This window comes from Bacteroidota bacterium, from assembly GCA_038746285.1.
GTDB lineage: Bacteria > Bacteroidota > Rhodothermia > Rhodothermales > JANQRZ01 > JANQRZ01.
In genome coordinates this window covers 21,306-37,024 of record JBCDKT010000023.1, presented here as the reverse complement: position 1 = coordinate 37,024, position 15,719 = coordinate 21,306, and the positions used below count along the sequence as shown (strand labels likewise).

Genomic DNA, 15,719 nt, shown 5'->3' with positions numbered 1-15,719 from the left:
GCCGCCCGTGCTCAGCCTGCTCGTGCCGTCAAGCCGCGCTCGTAGCCGGGGTGGCCGTCGGGCTGCCGGTCGTCTGCCCGACGGGCTGGCGCTCGAGCCAGAAGACGAGGATATCGTCGGCGAAGCGGGGCTCGGCGCTGCGGCGGAGCATGGTCTTGAGGAGCGCCTGCACCGGCTGCTCGGCGCTCAGCGCGTCCGTGGCCGAGGCAGCGACGCCCTTCTCGCCGAACTGCTCGCCGCCCTCGGCCACTTGCTCGATCAGGCCGTCCGTGTAGGTGATCAGCGCGCTGCCGGGCGGGAGCTGGAAGCTCCGGTCGGTGTACTCTTCCTCCTTGTCCAGCCCGAGGATGAGTTCCGAGTGCTCGACGATTCCGGAGCGGTCCGGGGTCACGAAGATCGGGCGGCAGTGGCCGGCGTTGGCGTAGGTGATCGTGTTCGTCTCGGTGTCCCAGCGCATGATGAGGAGCGAGGCGAACGTCTCTTCCAGAAGCTCGTCGCGGACCAGCATCCCGTTGACGCGGTGCATGAGCGCCGCCGGCGAGTCCGTCTGCTCGAGCATCGCGTGGATCGTGGAGCGGATGTAGGAGAGGAAGCTGAAGGCGTAGAACTTGGCCTGGAGGCCCTTGCCCATGATGTCGCCGACGGTGAAGAGGTACGAGCCGGGCCGGACCTCGGTCCAGTCGAAGAGGTCGCCGCCGCCGTCGCCGAAGGGCTTGTTGTAGAAGAAGGTCCGGTAGCCCGGCACCTGCGGCATCGACTTCGGCAGGAGGCGGTCCGAGAAGTCGCGCCCGATCCGGGCGCTGAGCTGCTGCTGGTGCACCTCGATCCGTTCCAGGATGCGCTCGATGCGCGTCAGCAGGAATTCGATGTCGAACGGCTTGGTGATGTAGTCGTCGACGCCTTCGCCGAGGCCCTTGAAGCGGCTCGTGTCGTCGGTCTTGGCGGTCAGGAAGATGAACGGGATCGTCCGCGTGCGCTCGCCCTGCCGGAGGAGTGAGAACAGCGCGAAGCCGTCCATCTTGGGCATCATGATGTCCGAGACGATGAGGTCGGGGATCTCCTCCTCGACGAGGACGAGGGCTTCCTCGCCGTTCTGGGCGGAGCGCACCTCGTAGACCTTGCCGAGGCGGTATTCGAGGAGACGCCGCAGCGTCTGGTTATCCTCGACGATCAGGAGGGAGTGTCGAGACATGGCGTAGAGGTGGCGGAGATCCAGAATTCGAGACGCTGACGGGGTTCGCTCGCGGCAGCGGGCAGCGGAAAGTAGCGCAGGTCATCGGTACCGTTGAGCATGATCAGCAGGCCACGCCCTCGCTCCGCCATTACTTCATCTTCGAGCTTGGCGCGCTGCACAGTGATCTGCTGCCCAAAGTCGAACCCGTTGGAGTTGTCCTCGATGACGCAGTGCACGTCCTGCGCGTTGAGGGTGAGCGAGAGGTCGATCAGCGGCGTGCGAGCCTCGAAGTCGGCGTGCTGGACGAGGTTGGCGATCCACTCGTGGATCACCAGCTTGATCCGGTGCAGGCGCGTTTCCCCGAGCGTGAAGGCGAAGGCCGCGTCCCGGCCCCACGCGTCGAGCAGGGGATGCACCTCGGCAACGACGGTCTCGAGGTCGGTAAACCTGGACTGCACGCACGTCATGGCAGAGCGCAGACTTGGAGGGCGAGCGGAGGCCATAGCCTTTTACGCCGCGCCCGCCCGGCTCCCACTCGCCGCCCGCCCCTGGAGCTGCTCGTGCGCAGCCTCCACGGTGGGGTACTGCCGAAAGACCTTGTACGTCCGCGTGAGCTGCACCACGACCTGCACCGGACGGCTGACGGCGGCGAACACCACCTGGCCGCCGAGCGGCGTCAACTGCCGGTAGAGCGAGAAGATGGCACCCAAGCCGGTGGAGTCCAGAATGCCCGTCCCGGAGAAGTCGAGCACGAAGTTCCGGGTGCCTGATTGGATCTGGTCCTGGCAGGCCGACTTGAACTCAGCCGCATTGCGGAAATCGAGCGCCTTTCCGATGCGGACGACGGTAGTGTCGGGAGTGATGCTCTGGAAAGAAAAGGTCATGGGGAATGCGGAGGGTGGGACACGGGGGTAGGGTGGCGAGCCGAGCAGTGGCACGGTGCGCGCGAGGTCGCCGTCTAATATCGTACCAGACAGGAGGATGAGGCGACAGGCGCGTTGCACGCGGGCGACAAAATAGGTCGGCAAAGGCGCGGTACCGGGGGCTGCGCGGAGTGCCATGCACCCGGTAGGCCGGAATAACAGAGGCGTGGCCCCAGCAGTGCGGCGGGCGGCGCAGGCGTCCAGGCAGGGCGCGTGCGCCAGGGTATCCTCGTAACACGATTCGTTCCTTTCGAAACGTTCGGAAAGAGTTGCCGGAGGGCCACAGCGTATTTTCCCTCCGGCCCCGTTTCGCTGCCCGTGTCCCCCGCCTGTGCGCTTTCCCGTTCGCGTCCCGCTCCTCACGCTCGCTGCTGCGACGCTGCTCACGGGGTGCACCCGGCGCGCCGACACGATTCTGTCCGGTGCCCTCCTTGACGAGCAGCCGGCGCAGGAGACGTGGGACGTGACGCTGGCGCTCTCGACGGGGGAGCGGCCGCGCGCCCTCGTCCGGGCCGCCTACCTCGCCCGCTTCGAGCGCGCCGACAGCACCTTCGCCCGGTTCGGCCCGGCCGCGCCCGAGGACACGACCCGCGTCACGGTCAGGGTCTTCGACGACGACGGTGTCCTCACTTCGACGGTCCGGTCCGACCGGCTCCTCTATTTCGACGAGGAGCGCCGCTTCATCGCCGAGGGGCGCGTCGTCGTGCGGACCGAGTCGGGCAAGACGCTCCGCAGCGAGGAACTGACCTGGGACGAGGCCGGGCGCAGCCTTCAGACCGACGGCTTCGTGCAGATCACGACGCCCGACGAGGACCTTCAGGGCTACCGGCTCGTCTCGGACGAGGACATGGAGACCTACACGCTGGCTCGCATCACGGGGCAGGTGAAGGTGGAGGAGTAGGCGTGGACGAGCAGACAAGCGGAAGAGGGGAAGAGCGAAGGCGTGCTCTGTGGTTCGCCGCCTGCGTCCTCGCAGGACTGCTCGGGGCGATGGCCGCCCGCCCGGCGCAGGCGCAGGAAGCCGACTCCGTGCGCGCCGACTCCGTGCGCGCCGACTCGGTGCGCGCCGACTCGGTGCAGACACTCGGCGACCCGGTCTGGGAGAGCTGGCCCTCCCCCGACACGCTCGGCGCGGAGACGCCGGGCGTGCCCGACGCGGAAGTCCGCATCGTCACGATCGTCAACGCCGACTCGGTGTCCGGGACCGTCGTGGACGGCGAGCGGGTCCGCACCCTCATTGGGAATGTGCATCTTATTCAGGACTCCACTGACCTCCGGGCAAGGCAGGCGACCCAGTTCCTCGACCGCGAGGAGATCCTCTTCGAGGGAGCCGTCGAGATCGCCGACGGCGTCGACACGCTGAACGCGCGGACGGTGACCTACGGCAGCCGCACCCGCGTCGGCCGTGCCGAGGGCGACGTGCGCCTGGCTGACGACGAGGCCGAACTGTTCTCGAACTCCGTCACGCACTTCCGCTCCGAGGGCCGGGCCGAGTTCGACGAGCCCGTGCGCCTCGTCGAGCGCGACGGTTCGGCCGTCCTGACGAGCGAGCGCGGGCGCTACCTCTCCGGCACAAAAGAGGCCTTCTTCCGCGACAACGTCCGCCTCGTGGACAGCCTCAGCGTGCTCACGAGCGAGCGGGGCCGCTACGGCACCGAGGACAAGCGCGCCGACTTCTCGGGCAACGTTCGCCTCCGGCACAGGCAGAGCACCCGCGTCGAGGCCGACTCGCTCACGCACTTCCGCACCCCCGAGGTCTCGGTGGCGCGCGGCGACGTGCTCGTCGAGCGCTTCGGCGGGCGCAGGGACGACGAGGACGCCGAGCCCGACACGACGCGCCGGACGCTCCTCTTCGGCGAGCAGGCGTTCCACGACGAGCGCGCCCGCTTCAGCCGCGTCGAGATCGACCCCCTCCTGGTGCGCCTCCAGGCCGACTCGGCCGGAATCGACACGCTCCTCGTCCGCGCCGACATCCTCGAAGCCTCGCAGCCCGACTCGGTCGGGGGCCGCCCGCCGCCGCCGGGCGCGACGTTCCAGCGCCTCGTCGCCCGGCGCAGCGTGCGGCTCTACGGCCCCTCGCTCGCCGCCGTCGGCGACTCGGCCGTTTTCAACCGCGTCGAGTTCGAGGCGGACTCGGCCGCGGCGGGCTCACCAGCGACCGATTCGCTAGCGACCGATTCGACGCCTACCGACTCGCTGGCGACTGGCTCTGCCGCGACTGACCCGGCGGCCGGGCCGACGGACGACGAGGTCTGGCTCTTCCGCGACCCCGTCGGGTGGATGAACGCGCGCGGCTCGACGCTCGTCACCGAGGTCTCCGGCGACTCGATCCGCGTCACGGCGCGGAGCGAAGCCGTGGACTCGGTCCGCGTCCTCGGGCGGGCGTTCGCGGCGCGGCCCGACAGCCTCCTCGGCCGCGTCAACCAGATGCGCGGGCGCCAGATGCTCGCGCTCTTCGCCCAAGACAGCCTCCGCTGGATGCACGTCTGGCCCAACGCCGAGTCGGCCTTCTTCCGGGCCGACAGCGCGGGCGCGCTCGAAGGAGCCGTCCGCCTCTCGGCCGACAGCCTCGCCTTCCGCTTCGACGGCGACGCGCTCCGCCGGGTGCAGGGCACGCGCGGCATCGAGGGGACCTACTACGACGCGGGCCTCGTCCCAAGCCCGCTGCGCCTCGACGGCTTCCGCTACGCGCCCGAGCGCCGCCCCACCCGCGCCTCGCTCCTGGCCGACAACCCGCTGGAGCGCAACCGCGCCCGCCCCGACCCGCCCGCCGAACCGGCCGAGGCCCCGGAGCCCATCGTCCTGCCGGCGGAACCGCTCCGCGAGATCGTTCCGAGTGAGGACGAGGCACCGGACCGCTAGCCGCGCGTAGACTCTGCCTGCCAACCCGACCAAGCACCGTGGAAGCACCCCGAACCGAACCGTCGCTCGTCCTCCGCGCCGAGGGCCTCACCAAGCGCTACCGCAAGCGCACCGTCGTCGACGGCGTGGCCCTCGAGGTGAGGCAGGGCGAGGTCGTCGGCCTCCTCGGGCCGAACGGGGCGGGGAAGACGACGACGTTCTACATGGTCGTCGGGATGGTGCGGCCGGACGGGGGGCAGGTCTGGCTCGGGGGCGAAGACATCACGCGGCTGCCGATGTACCGCCGCGCCCGGCGCGGGATCGGGTACCTCGCCCAGGAGGAGAGCGTCTTCCGCAACCTCACGGTCGAGGAGAACCTCCACGCCGTCCTCGAATTCCAGCCCATCTCGAAGGAGGCGCGCGCGGCCCGGGTCGACGAACTCATGGGCGAGTTCGGGCTCCACCGCGTGCGCGACTCGAAGGGCTACGTCCTCTCCGGCGGCGAGCGGCGGCGCACCGAGATCGCCCGTGCCCTCGCCACCCGCCCCAAGTTCATCCTCCTCGACGAACCCTTCGCCGGCATCGACCCGATTGCGGTCGAGGACATCCAGCACGTTGTGGCTGGACTTCAGGGCCGCGGGATCGGCGTCCTCATCACGGACCACAACGTCCACGAGACGCTCGCCATCACCGACCGGGCGTACCTCCTCTACGAGGGCCACATCTTCAAGCACGGCACAGCAGAAGAACTGGCAGAAGACGAGGAGGTGCGCCGCCGCTACCTCGGCGAGCAGTTCACCCTGGAACGTTACCAGCAGCGCGAGTAGGGTGGTCGGGCGCGTGGGAGGTTGGGGGGTGTTGCCCCGCATGAATCGAAGCCGCTCTCACACCCTCATCCTCCCGTACACCCACACACCGATCCCCACCGTGGACGCCACCGCTACGCTTGTCTTCCCGCACCAACTCTTCGGCGACCACCCCGCGCTTCCCGAGGGCGGCGCGGCCGTGCTCGTCGAGGACAGCCTGTTCTTCCGCGACCCGCAGTACCCGGCGCGCTACCACAAGCAGCGCCTCCTCCTGCACCGCGCCTCGATGCGGCGCTACGCCGACCGGCTCGCCGAGCGCGGCCACGCCGTCCGCTACGAGGCCTTCCCCGACCACGAGCGCGTCGAGGACGTGGTCGAGCGCCTCGCGGAGGACGGGGTCGAGACGCTGCGCTACGCCGACCCGCACGACTTTACGCTCCAGAAGAGGTTGGACGCGGCGTGCGAGCGGCTCGGGGTCGAGCAGGAGGTCGTGCCCTCGCCGATGTGGCTCAACACGCGAGGGGAAAACGCGGGCTTCTTCGAGGGCCGGAAGCGCTGGGTGATGGCGTCGTTCTACAAAGAGCAGCGCCGGCGGCTGGGCGTGCTCGTGGACGGTGACGGCGAGCCGGCGGGCGGGCAGTGGAGCTTCGACGAGAAGAACCGCAAGCCGATCACCGAAGAAGCGCTGTCGGAGGTGCCGCCGCTGCCAGAGGTCAAGGAGGACGACTACGTGCGCGAGGCGCGGGCCTACGTCGAGGAGCACTTCGGCGACCACTACGGGTCGACCGAGCAGTTCTGCTACCCGACGAGTCACGCCGAGGCCGGGCGCTGGCTCGACCACTTCCTGCACCACCGCCTCGCCGCGTTCGGACCGTTCGAGGACGCCTTCGAGCCGGGGCGGCCGTACCTCTACCACGCCGTCCTCACGCCCGCGCTCAACACCGGGCTTCTCACCGCGCGCGAGGTCGTCGACCGGACGCTCGATTTTGCCGCCGAGCACGCCGTCCCGCTCCAGTCGCTCGAAGGGTTCCTCCGCCAGGTGATCGGCTGGCGCGAGTACATCCGGGCGGCCTACGACCTGCGCGGGGTCGAGCTCCGCACCGGCAACGAGTGGGGGTTCGAGCGCGACCTCCCGCCCTCGTTCTATGACGGCACGACCGGCCTCCCACCCGTCGACGACGCCATCCGCCGCTGCCTCGACCTCGCCTACGCCCACCACATCGAGCGGCTGATGGTGCTCGGCGGGGTGCTCTTCCTGAGCCGCATCCACCCGGACGCCGTCTACCGCTGGTTCATGGAGCTGTTCATCGACGCCTACGACTGGGTGATGGTCCCGAACACGTACGGGATGAGCCAGCATGCGGCGGGCGAGGTGATCCTGACGAAGCCCTACTTCAGCGGCTCCAACTATATCCTCAAGATGAGCCACTACGAGCGCGGGCCGTGGTGCGACACCTGGGACGGGCTCTTCTGGCAGTTCATCTTCGACTACGCCGAGCGCCTGCGCGGCAACCCGCGCTGGGCGATGATCGTGAGCCAAGCCGGGCGGATGAAGGCCGAGACGCGCGAGCGCCACGAGCGCCACGCCCAGGCCTTCTTCGACAAGCTCGACCGCGAACTCGCCGCCGCATGAGCACCGCTGACCTCGACGCGCTCCGGGCGCGCTACCTCCACCTCACGCGCGAGGTGCTCCCCGCCCAGGCCGCCGAGGCGGGCGACTGGCCCGTCCGCTATGACCACTGCTTCATGCGGATCGTGCTCGACCACGTCTTCGGCGGGCGGTGGTACGACCACGTCGAGGCCCGCCCGGCCTGCCGCCACCTCACCGGCGAGCAGCTTCGCCGCGCGGTCGACCTCGCCGAGGAGATCGCGGCCGAGGGCGCGCCGCTCTTGCGCACGATGAACCAGCGGAGCCTCGCATGGCGCGGGAAAAGCCAGCTCCGCGCGTGAGCTCCGCGCGCCGCTGCTGTCAGCCGAAGGCCGCCTGGAAGCCGTTGACGAGCATCTGCACGGCGATCATAATCAGCAGCATCCCCATCAGCCGCTCCAGCGCCGACAGCCCCCGCTGCTTGAGGAGGCGGTAGAGCAGCGGGGCCGCCGAGAGTACCGCCGCCGACGCGCCCCACGCCATGAGCAAGGCGAGCGTCCACTTGCCCATCGCCCCCGGCTCGCTGCGGACCATCAGGATCAGCGTCGCGAGCGCCGACGGCCCCGCGACGAGCGGAACCGCGAGCGGCACAATGAACGGCTCGCCGCCGCCGGTGTCGCCCATCACGCCCTCCTCGGTCGGGAAGATCATGCGCAGCCCGATGATCATCAGCACGATCCCGCCCGCAATCGTGACCGACTCCTGCTCCAGCGCGAGGAGGTTCAGCAGGCCCTGACCAAAAAACAAGAACGTCAGCAGGATCGCGAGGGCGATCAGCAGCTCGCGCACGATGATGAACCGCCGGCGCTTTGGACCGAGGTCTTTCAGCAGGGAGAGGAACAGCGGAGCGTTCCCCAGCGGGTCCATCACGAAGAACAGGACGATGGCCGCAGCGAGGGCGGAGGTTCCAGGCTCGAACACGGCGTTCGGGTTAGGGGAGAGGCGCGAAGATAAACGCTCGGCTTCACCTATTTTGCAAGCATGGAAACCACGCCCGACCTCTTCGGGGATGTACTACCCACGCTCGACACGGAGCGCCTCCGGCTCCGCCACCCGCGCCCGGCTGACGCCGAGGCCGTGCTCGCTATCTTCGGCGACATCCGGGCGATGCGCTACTGGAGCCACGAGCCGCTCGAAGACCTCGGGGCCGCTCAGCGCTATCTCGCCGAGATCGACACCGGCTTCGCCGAGCGCGTCCTCTTCCAGTGGGCCATCACCGAACCCGACCCTGACCAGCTGATCGGGACCGTCACGCTGACGGCGTGGGACCGGACCAACCGCCACGCCGAGGTCGGGTTCGTGCTGGCCCCCGCGCAGTGGGGGACGGGCTACGCCTCGGAGGCCGTCCGCGCTGTGCTCGGCTTCGGGTTCGGGCGGATGGACCTGCACCGGATCGAAGCCGAGCTGGACCCGCGCAACGGTGGCTCCGAGCGCTTGCTCCGGCGGCTCGGGTTCCGGCGCGAGGGGCTGCTCCGGCAGCGGTGGTACCTCTACAACGAATGGTGCGACAGCCTCCTCTACGGGCTGCTCCGCGCCGACTGGGAACGCTCGCACGCCGGTCCGGCGTAGCACGCGTCCTCTCCTCCTGCCCAATACGATTATGGCAATGAAAGAAGCCGAAGCCGCCGAGCGCGCCACCTCCAGCGGCATTCCCGTCGACCCCGTTTACGACCGCGCCGACCTGCCCGAGCACACCGCCGAGCGCCTCGGTGAGCCGGGGCAGTACCCGTTCACGCGCGGGGTCTACCCCGAGATGTACCGCTCCCGGCTGTGGACGATGCGCCAGTACGCCGGCTTCTCGACGGCCGAGGAGTCGAACGCTCGCTACCACTACCTCCTCGGCCAGGGCGCGCGCGGCCTCTCGGTCGCCTTCGACCTCCCGACGCAGATCGGCTACGACTCCGACGACCCGATGGCCGAGGGCGAAGTCGGCAAGGTCGGCGTGGCCATCGACTCGCTGGAAGACATGCAGCGGCTCTTCGACGGGATCGAGCTGGAGCCGATCACGACGAGCATGACGATCAACGCGACCGCGCCGATCCTGCTCGCGCTCTACGTCGCCGTCGCTAAAGGGCAGGGGGCCGACCTGAAGCGGCTCGGCGGGACGATCCAGAACGACATCCTCAAGGAGTACGCCGCGCGCGGGACCTACATCTACCCCCCGCGCCCCTCGATGCGCTTCATCACCGACGTCTTCGCGTGGTGCGCCGAGGAGGTGCCGCGCTGGAATACGATCTCGATCTCGGGCTACCACATCCGCGAGGCCGGGAGCACGGCAGCCCAAGAGCTCGCCTTCACGCTCGCCAACGGCATCGCCTACGTCGAAGCCGCGCTCGCGGCGGGCCTCGACGTCAACGTCTTCGGCAAGCGGCTCTCGTTCTTCTTCAACGCCCACAACAACTTCTTCGAGGAGGTCGCCAAGTTCCGCGCCGCGCGGCGGCTCTGGGCGCGCACCATGCGCGAGCGCTTCGGGGCGACCGAGCCGAAGGCGATGATGTGCCGCTTCCACACCCAGACCGGCGGCTCGACGCTGACGGCGCAGCAGCCGAAGAACAACATCCCCCGCGTCACGCTCCAGGCCCTCGCCGCCGTCCTCGGCGGGACCCAGAGCCTCCACACCAACGGCTACGACGAGGCGCTCTCGCTCCCGACCGAGGAGGCCGCCGGCCTCGCGCTCCGCACCCAGCAGGTCATCGCCCACGAGTCCGGCGTCGCCGACACCGTCGACCCGCTCGCCGGCTCGTTCTTCGTCGAGCGCCTGACGGCCGACCTCGAAGCCGAGGCCGAGCGGCTGATCGCGACGATCGACGAGATGGGCGGGGCCGTCGCTGCCATCGAGCAGCAGTTCTACCAGGACGAGATCGCGCAGTCGGCCTACCGAGCGCAGCTCGCCGTCGAGCGCGGCGAGCAGATCGTGGTCGGGGTCAACCGGTACGAGGAGGGCGACGTGGAGGTGCCGGAGCTTCTCAAGATCGGCGACGAGATCCGCGGCCGCCAGGCCGAGCGCCTCGCCGCGCTCCGCGACCGCCGCGACGCCGCCGCCCACGCCGCCGCCCTCGACCGGATCGAGACGGCCGCGCGCGGCGACGAGAACCTGATGCCGCACGTCCTCCACGCAGTCGAGCAGTGGGCGACGGTCGGCGAGATCTCGCACCGGCTGCGGTCGGTGTGGGGCGAGTACGGCGGCTAGAAAGCCACCCGCAAGCTCAGCCGCGGCGTGCCCGAGCGCACGTCGAAACCGGGGGTGACCAGGAGGCGCACGGCCCGCGCGTTGTGGGTGCGGACGGCGCGGCGCGTCAGGAAGAGGTCGAGGAGCAGGCTGCTACTGATGGCGGCAGAACCGCCGATCACGAGGGCACCGCCGAGGGTGTCGTTGTAGGAGGTGCACTCCGACCCGGCGCAGGTCCCGCCGAGCAGGTAGCCCAGCCCGGCACCAAACGAGAGAAAGCCGGCCGTCCGCAGCCCGATGGTGACGATGGCGCTGGCGTCGCCTGCATAAATCCGTCCCGCCGATGGACCCACGAGCAGCCCGCCCGCCATCACAATCCCGCCGAGCGCCGAGAGACCACCCTCGCCGTCTGCGAGGGCCGAGCCAGCGAGGACGGGCACGACCGTGCCGGTGAGCGCGTAGGTGTAGGCCTGTGCGTAGCCCTTTCGTGGGACCTCGGCGCTGCGCAGCGAGTCCGGGACCACCGCCGGCTGCGCGTCCGCCGCAGCCGTGCCGAGCAGGAGAAGAAGGAGGGCCAGCCGCACGACGTGAAGGAGAGAGGGTGACGCCGGGAAGATAGCGTGCAAAGCAGCCACTCAAGTGGGCACCCGGCAACGCCGCAGGGGACGGCTCGTTCAAGCACACGCTGGCTTCTCTCAGACCGTTGCCCCTGGTACCATGCTGCCTTTCCTCTCGCAGTTCGACGTCCTCGACGCCCGCATCGCTCAGTTCATGCAACGCTACGGCGTCGTTGCCCTTCGGTGGACCGTCGGGATCGTGTTCATCTGGTTTGGCGCGCTCAAGTTGTTTCCGGGGATGAGCCCGGCCGAGGAGTTGGTCAAGAACACGGTCTATTTTTTCGACCCCGGCTGGTTCTTCCCGGTCCTCGGCGTGTGGGAGGTGCTGATCGGCCTCTTCCTGATCGTCCGGCCGTTCATCCGCGTAGCGATCTTCCTGCTCGCGCTCCAGATGCCAGGGACATTCCTGCCGCTCGTGCTGCTCCCCGAGGTCTGCTTCACGGCGTTCCCGTTCGGGCTGACGCTGGAGGGGCAGTACATCGTCAAGAACCTCGTCATCATCGCCGCCGCGCTCGTGGTCGGCGGCACGGTGCGGCGGCGGCCAACCGCAGAGCAGCGGCTGTGACGCAAGCAGGCGGTCGGCAGTGTGCTGCCATGTGCTGAAACTTGCCTGCCATATGACAGTAGCAGGGGGCGTTACTAGCTTGCCGCTTCCATGCCCTCGAATCTCCCGACCGACGTCCGGTACAACCCGTCCGCCGTCCGGCGCGGGTTGCCGTACCGCAGCCTGACGCGCCTCGTCGCGGCGCTCGGCCTGACGCTCGCCGAGGCGGCCGGGCTGCTGCTCATCAGCGAGCGCACCCTGGCCCGCCGCCAGTCCGACGGACGCCTGACCCAGGCCGAGAGCGACCGCCTCGTCCGGCTCGAACGCCTCGCGGCGGACACAGTCGAAGCCTTCGACGGGCATGCCGCCGAGGCGAAAGAGTGGCTTACCACTCCCAAGACGCTCCTCGGCGGCGAGACGCCGCTCCGCCACGCCGACACCGAGCCGGGGCTGCGCGCCGTCCGCCAGATGCTCGCGGTGATCCAGCACAACGTGGCCGCTTGATGCGCGAGGTCGTCCGGCTGACGCAGCGTCGCTACGCGGACACGGCGTTCTCCGGCACCGGGGCACTGCGCGTAGACGGACGCTGGCACCGCGCCGGGACGCCGGTCGTCTACGCCGCCGAGTCGGCCACCGGAGCCCTCCTCGAAATGCTCGTCCACGTCGAGCGCCCGCGCCTGCTGGCGATGGACCTCGTGACGGTGCCCGCCCGGTTCGACGAGGCGCTCGCGGTCCGGGTCGAAGACGCATACGGGTTGCCCGACGACTGGTGGCGTTTCCCGTGGCCTGTCGCGACGCAAAACCTCGGTCGGCGCTGGATCGACGAGGCGCGCTCCGCCGTGCTCGACGTGCCGAGCGCGGTCGTCCGCTCGGCGCGCAATCTCCTCTTCAACCCGGCCCACCCGGACTTCGGGCAGGTCGAGATCGGCGAGCCGGAGCCGTTCGCCATCGACCCTCGCCTCGGGGCGTGAGAGGACGTACCAAGTTCAGGTTCAAGGCGTTTCGGAGAGGACTGCATGCTGAACCGCCCGTCCTGATGCAACGCCTCCGTACCGGTCTCCTGCTGCATCCACTGTTCCTGTTTGCACTCGCTGTGCTCCTGCTCAACGACTGGGCGCTTAAGGCAATGTGGCCGAGCGTCGCCACCGGGAAGCTCAGCGACTTCGCGGGCCTCGTCGTGGCTCCCGTACTCGTGTGCGCCGTGCTCGGGTTGGAGCGTGGCAGTCGGCGCGAAATCGTGACGGTCCACGCGGTCGTGGGAGGTCTGTTTGCCGTCGTGCAGTTTGTGCCGGTGGATGCGTGGTATCCGTTTGTCGCCGACCTCGTACCGCGCCCGCGTCTCTGGCCCGACCCGACAGATCTTGTGGCACTCGCCGTGTTGCCGTGGAGCGTACGATTCGTTCTGTCTCCGCCCGAGGCCCCGGCGATATCTCCGCGATGGGCTGTCGTGCCTACGCTGCTCGTTGCCTCCTTCGCCGTCCTTGCCACGAGCTATGTTCCGGTTATCACGGAGGAGAGTGAAATCCTTCTGGAGGCTGAGACGGAGGAGGCCGCGTTCGAGCATTGGGAGCAGGTGCTGAGCCGCGTGCTGGAGGCGCACCGGACACCTGAGTATTGGCATCCTGAGATTCGGAGGTACGATGGCATCTTTCGAGCTCGGGTGGCTTCCTCGGGAGACCCCGAGGCCGGGATCCAAGAGATACGAGCCAACGCAGTCTTGCTCGTCGGATGGGACGACGAGCGAAAAGCACTCTGGCTCGCTGAGGTCGGTATGTACGATCTCGACACAGACTACCAACTGCTCGGCAGAGTTGAGGTGGAGCTTTTCCTGCCGACGCTCCGCGCAGCACTCCGGGCCGAGCAAGTCCCGTGAGGCTCACTTGGCCTGCCACCGTTCCACGAGTCCGTAAGCGGCGATGCCGAAGGCGACGGCGACGTTGAGCGAGTGCTTCGCCCCGTACTGCGGGATTTCGAGCGCGAGGTCGCACCGGTCGAGGATCTCCTGCCGGACGCCCTTGACCTCGTTGCCGAGCACGAAGGCGAGCGGGAACTGGTCCGCCGCGACGGCTCCGATAGCGGTCGGCGTGTCGGTTTGTTCGAGCGCGGCGAGGGTCCAGCCGTCCGCGCGAAGTCGGTCGAAGAGTGCAAGCGGGTTGGGCGCGTGGGTCCACGGGACGGTATGCTCGGCCCCGAGGGCGGTCTTGGCGACGCGGACGTGCTCCGGCGTCGGGGTGTAGCCAGTGACCCAGACGTGCGCGAGACGAGCCGCGTCGGCGGTGCGGAGGACCGAGCCGACGTTGTAGGCCGAGCGGATATTGTCGAGCACCACCGCGATGGGGTGGCGCGGCAGCGAGGTGAGGGCCTCGGGCGAGGGCCGGCCTAGTTCGTCGGGGCGGAGTATTCTCACAGCGTCGAGCATGGAAGGGGAGCGGGATGATACCTTAGCATGACCTACGTTGTGCTCTATCTGCTCGTCGTGCTTGTTGACCGCAGACGACGGACGGCAGACCGCCGTGGGTGCTAGACCCAGCGGTCCGCCGTCAGCGGTCTGCGGTCTCAGCCCTCCGATTCTGTACCTCACCGCTTGGGTCATGTATCCCCTCCACCACACCTCCTCTGCTATGCGCCGCCTCCTGCTTCCGCTCCTCCTCGTCTCCGCACTTCCGCTCCTCGCCTCCTGCACCGCGCTCCAGGAGATCGCCAACCTCCGCAACGTCGACTTCGCCATCGACGGCGTCACCCAGACCAACCTCGCCGGCGTGGACGTGCAAGACGTGCGCGGCTACGACGATCTGGGTCCGCTGGAGGTCGCCCGCGTCGGCGCGACGCTGGCCACGGGCCGGATGCCGCTCTCGTTCACGCTCAACCTCGGCGCGACTAATCCTGAGACGAACTCCGTCAACGCCCGCCTCGTCCAACTCGACTGGACCCTGCTCCTGGATAACACCGAGACCATCAGCGGCATCTTCAACGACGAGCGCGTCATCCCGCCCGGGTCCGACGTGCTGATCCCGATCTCGATGGAGCTCGACCTGATCGACTTCTTCGGGAGCAATCTACCGGACATCGTCAACCTCGTCGGCGCGATCACCGGGCAGGGCTCGTCCGAGATCGCGCTCCGCGCCCGCCCCACGGTCACGACGCCCATCGGCCCGATCACCTACCCGTCGCAGATCACGATCGTGAGCCAGCAGATCGGCGAGTGAATAGAGGGTTAACGCTTGGAGCGAGGAATATTTCGGCTTACTTTGCCAGTTCTGTCCTCGCTCCATTCACCCTCCGCCTCGCGTGATCGTAGCCATCGACGGTCCGGCCGGTTCCGGCAAGAGCACCACCGCGCGCCGCGTCGCGGACGCCGTGGGATGGCTCTACCTCGACACCGGGGCCATGTACCGTACGATCGCCCTCGCGTTCCTGGACCGGGAGGTGCCGCTGACGGAGGACGGAGCCGGCCACCTGCTGGCCACGCTCGACCTCGACCTGCGCATGGGTCCCGAGGGGCTGAGCGCCCTGCTCGGCGGGGAGGACGTGACGGGCCGCATCCGCACGCCCGCTGTGTCGGAGGCCGCCAGCCGCGTCAGCGCGCTGCCCGCCGTGCGCCACCGCCTCGTCGACGAGCAGCGCCGCATCGCGCGCCAGCAGAACGAAACCGGGCGTGGCGTCGTAGTAGAAGGCCGCGACATCGGCACGGTCGTCTTTCCCGAGGCCGACGTGAAGGTCTACATGGTCGCCAACCCGGAGGCGCGCGCCGAGCGCCGCCACCGCGAGCTGGTCGCCCAGGGCAAGGCCGTCTCGATCGGGGCCGTCGCCGAAGACATTGCCGAGCGCGACGCCCGCGACGCGACGCGCGCGATGTCGCCGCTGCGGCAGGCCGAGGACGCCGTCGTGCTCGACACGACCGGCCTCGGCATCGACGAGCAGGTCGAGCGCGTCGTCGCCCTCATCCGGGCGCGGCAGCGCGACGCGGCCGTGCCCGCCACACCCTCTTCCTGAAGAA

The 15,719-nt window shown here is 69.1% G+C and carries 19 protein-coding genes; 13 read left to right on the top strand and 6 right to left on the bottom strand.

Annotated elements, in window-relative coordinates; genetic code table 11:
* Positions 1-28: 28 nt before the first annotated feature.
* The 3 genes from AAGI91_09290 to AAGI91_09280 are packed head-to-tail and all read right to left on the bottom strand — an operon-like array spanning position 29 to position 2,058.
* The gene (locus AAGI91_09290; protein MEM1042811.1) at positions 29-1,192 is read right to left on the bottom strand and encodes a SpoIIE family protein phosphatase; all 1,164 of its coding nucleotides are present in this window, start codon (positions 1,190-1,192) and stop codon (positions 29-31) included.
* Complete coding sequence (locus tag AAGI91_09285) at positions 1,171-1,632, bottom strand: ATP-binding protein (protein ID MEM1042810.1); 462 nt, start codon at positions 1,630-1,632, stop codon at positions 1,171-1,173. Before AAGI91_09285 ends, AAGI91_09290 begins: the two co-directional genes overlap by 22 nt.
* A gap of 51 nt (positions 1,633-1,683) precedes the next feature.
* Positions 1,684-2,058 (bottom strand): STAS domain-containing protein, encoded by a 375-nt coding sequence (locus tag AAGI91_09280; GenBank protein ID MEM1042809.1) that lies wholly within the window; start codon positions 2,056-2,058, stop codon positions 1,684-1,686.
* A 370-nt stretch (positions 2,059-2,428) separates the two neighbouring features.
* Here AAGI91_09280 and lptC point away from each other — a divergent pair, with 370 nt between their 5' ends.
* The 5 genes from lptC to AAGI91_09255 all read left to right on the top strand — a co-directional run bounded on the left by lptC (position 2,429) and on the right by AAGI91_09255 (position 7,694).
* Complete coding sequence (lptC, locus tag AAGI91_09275) at positions 2,429-2,998, top strand: LPS export ABC transporter periplasmic protein LptC (GenBank protein MEM1042808.1); 570 nt, start codon at positions 2,429-2,431, stop codon at positions 2,996-2,998.
* 89 nt (positions 2,999-3,087) lie between these two features.
* Complete coding sequence (locus tag AAGI91_09270; GenBank protein ID MEM1042807.1) at positions 3,088-4,959, top strand: OstA-like protein; 1,872 nt, start codon at positions 3,088-3,090, stop codon at positions 4,957-4,959.
* Positions 4,960-4,997: 38 nt separating this feature from the next.
* The gene (gene lptB / locus AAGI91_09265) at positions 4,998-5,765 is read left to right on the top strand and encodes an LPS export ABC transporter ATP-binding protein (protein MEM1042806.1); all 768 of its coding nucleotides are present in this window, start codon (positions 4,998-5,000) and stop codon (positions 5,763-5,765) included.
* A 40-nt stretch (positions 5,766-5,805) separates the two neighbouring features.
* Positions 5,806-7,377, top strand: a complete 1,572-nt coding sequence (locus AAGI91_09260; GenBank protein MEM1042805.1) for a cryptochrome/photolyase family protein — start codon at positions 5,806-5,808, stop codon at positions 7,375-7,377.
* On the top strand, positions 7,374-7,694 hold the full coding sequence (locus AAGI91_09255) for a hypothetical protein (protein ID MEM1042804.1): 321 nt from the start codon (positions 7,374-7,376) through the stop codon (positions 7,692-7,694). The genes AAGI91_09260 and AAGI91_09255 overlap by 4 nt, the downstream gene beginning before the upstream one ends.
* 19 nt (positions 7,695-7,713) lie before the next feature.
* Here the strand turns inward: AAGI91_09255 and AAGI91_09250 are convergent, their stop codons facing one another.
* Positions 7,714-8,313 carry a YhgN family NAAT transporter gene (locus tag AAGI91_09250; protein MEM1042803.1) on the bottom strand — a complete coding sequence of 200 codons (600 nt, stop codon included), beginning with the start codon at positions 8,311-8,313 and terminating at the stop codon, positions 7,714-7,716.
* A 60-nt stretch (positions 8,314-8,373) separates the two neighbouring features.
* On the opposite strand from AAGI91_09250, the gene AAGI91_09245 reads away from it, so the two are divergent.
* Together AAGI91_09245 and AAGI91_09240 are read left to right on the top strand one after the other, a co-directional pair.
* Entirely contained in the window at positions 8,374-8,961 is a 588-nt protein-coding gene (locus AAGI91_09245; protein MEM1042802.1) for a GNAT family N-acetyltransferase, read from the top strand.
* 31 nt (positions 8,962-8,992) lie between these two features.
* Positions 8,993-10,582 carry a methylmalonyl-CoA mutase family protein gene (locus AAGI91_09240; GenBank protein MEM1042801.1) on the top strand — a complete coding sequence of 530 codons (1,590 nt, stop codon included), beginning with the start codon at positions 8,993-8,995 and terminating at the stop codon, positions 10,580-10,582.
* On the opposite strand, the gene AAGI91_09235 is transcribed toward AAGI91_09240, so the two are convergent.
* Positions 10,579-11,145 (bottom strand): hypothetical protein, encoded by a 567-nt coding sequence (locus AAGI91_09235; protein MEM1042800.1) that lies wholly within the window; start codon positions 11,143-11,145, stop codon positions 10,579-10,581. The two genes, AAGI91_09240 and AAGI91_09235, sit on opposite strands and share 4 nt — an antisense overlap.
* A 133-nt stretch (positions 11,146-11,278) precedes the next feature.
* On the opposite strand from AAGI91_09235, the gene AAGI91_09230 reads away from it, so the two are divergent.
* The 4 genes from AAGI91_09230 (at position 11,279) to AAGI91_09215 (ending at position 13,595) form a co-directional block, all read left to right on the top strand.
* On the top strand, positions 11,279-11,743 hold the full coding sequence (locus AAGI91_09230) for a DoxX family membrane protein (protein ID MEM1042799.1): 465 nt from the start codon (positions 11,279-11,281) through the stop codon (positions 11,741-11,743).
* A gap of 90 nt (positions 11,744-11,833) precedes the next feature.
* Positions 11,834-12,226, top strand: a complete 393-nt coding sequence (locus tag AAGI91_09225; protein ID MEM1042798.1) for an antitoxin Xre-like helix-turn-helix domain-containing protein — start codon at positions 11,834-11,836, stop codon at positions 12,224-12,226.
* Positions 12,226-12,693 carry an RES family NAD+ phosphorylase gene (locus AAGI91_09220; protein MEM1042797.1) on the top strand — a complete coding sequence of 156 codons (468 nt, stop codon included), beginning with the start codon at positions 12,226-12,228 and terminating at the stop codon, positions 12,691-12,693. The genes AAGI91_09225 and AAGI91_09220 overlap by 1 nt, the downstream gene beginning before the upstream one ends.
* Before the next feature lie 65 nt (positions 12,694-12,758).
* Positions 12,759-13,595, top strand: a complete 837-nt coding sequence (locus tag AAGI91_09215; GenBank protein MEM1042796.1) for a hypothetical protein — start codon at positions 12,759-12,761, stop codon at positions 13,593-13,595.
* A 3-nt stretch (positions 13,596-13,598) separates the two neighbouring features.
* Here AAGI91_09215 and AAGI91_09210 read toward each other — a convergent pair whose 3' ends face one another.
* Positions 13,599-14,141: an RNA methyltransferase gene (locus AAGI91_09210; GenBank protein ID MEM1042795.1), complete on the bottom strand. Its 543-nt coding sequence runs from the start codon at positions 14,139-14,141 to the stop codon at positions 13,599-13,601.
* A gap of 202 nt (positions 14,142-14,343) precedes the next feature.
* Here AAGI91_09210 and AAGI91_09205 point away from each other — a divergent pair, with 202 nt between their 5' ends.
* A complete protein-coding gene (locus AAGI91_09205; protein ID MEM1042794.1) occupies positions 14,344-14,928 on the top strand; it encodes a hypothetical protein in 585 nt (194 codons plus the stop codon).
* 82 nt (positions 14,929-15,010) lie between these two features.
* The gene (gene cmk / locus AAGI91_09200; protein ID MEM1042793.1) at positions 15,011-15,715 is read left to right on the top strand and encodes a (d)CMP kinase; all 705 of its coding nucleotides are present in this window, start codon (positions 15,011-15,013) and stop codon (positions 15,713-15,715) included.
* The last annotated feature ends 4 nt before the right edge of the window (positions 15,716-15,719 follow it).

Coding starts and splice junctions, on each gene's coding strand:
- AAGI91_09290 (MEM1042811.1), bottom strand. CDS start 1,192: ATGTCTCGACACTCCCTCCTGATCGTCGAGGATAACCAGACGCTGCGG.
- AAGI91_09280 (MEM1042809.1), bottom strand. CDS start 2,058: ATGACCTTTTCTTTCCAGAGCATCACTCCCGACACTACCGTCGTCCGC.
- AAGI91_09270 (MEM1042807.1), top strand. CDS start 3,088: ATGGCCGCCCGCCCGGCGCAGGCGCAGGAAGCCGACTCCGTGCGCGCC.
- AAGI91_09260 (MEM1042805.1), top strand. CDS start 5,806: ATGAATCGAAGCCGCTCTCACACCCTCATCCTCCCGTACACCCACACA.
- AAGI91_09255 (MEM1042804.1), top strand. CDS start 7,374: ATGAGCACCGCTGACCTCGACGCGCTCCGGGCGCGCTACCTCCACCTC.
- AAGI91_09245 (MEM1042802.1), top strand. CDS start 8,374: ATGGAAACCACGCCCGACCTCTTCGGGGATGTACTACCCACGCTCGAC.
- AAGI91_09240 (MEM1042801.1), top strand. CDS start 8,993: ATGGCAATGAAAGAAGCCGAAGCCGCCGAGCGCGCCACCTCCAGCGGC.
- AAGI91_09230 (MEM1042799.1), top strand. CDS start 11,279: ATGCTGCCTTTCCTCTCGCAGTTCGACGTCCTCGACGCCCGCATCGCT.
- AAGI91_09225 (MEM1042798.1), top strand. CDS start 11,834: ATGCCCTCGAATCTCCCGACCGACGTCCGGTACAACCCGTCCGCCGTC.
- AAGI91_09220 (MEM1042797.1), top strand. CDS start 12,226: ATGCGCGAGGTCGTCCGGCTGACGCAGCGTCGCTACGCGGACACGGCG.
- AAGI91_09215 (MEM1042796.1), top strand. CDS start 12,759: ATGCAACGCCTCCGTACCGGTCTCCTGCTGCATCCACTGTTCCTGTTT.
- AAGI91_09210 (MEM1042795.1), bottom strand. CDS start 14,141: ATGCTCGACGCTGTGAGAATACTCCGCCCCGACGAACTAGGCCGGCCC.
- AAGI91_09205 (MEM1042794.1), top strand. CDS start 14,344: ATGCGCCGCCTCCTGCTTCCGCTCCTCCTCGTCTCCGCACTTCCGCTC.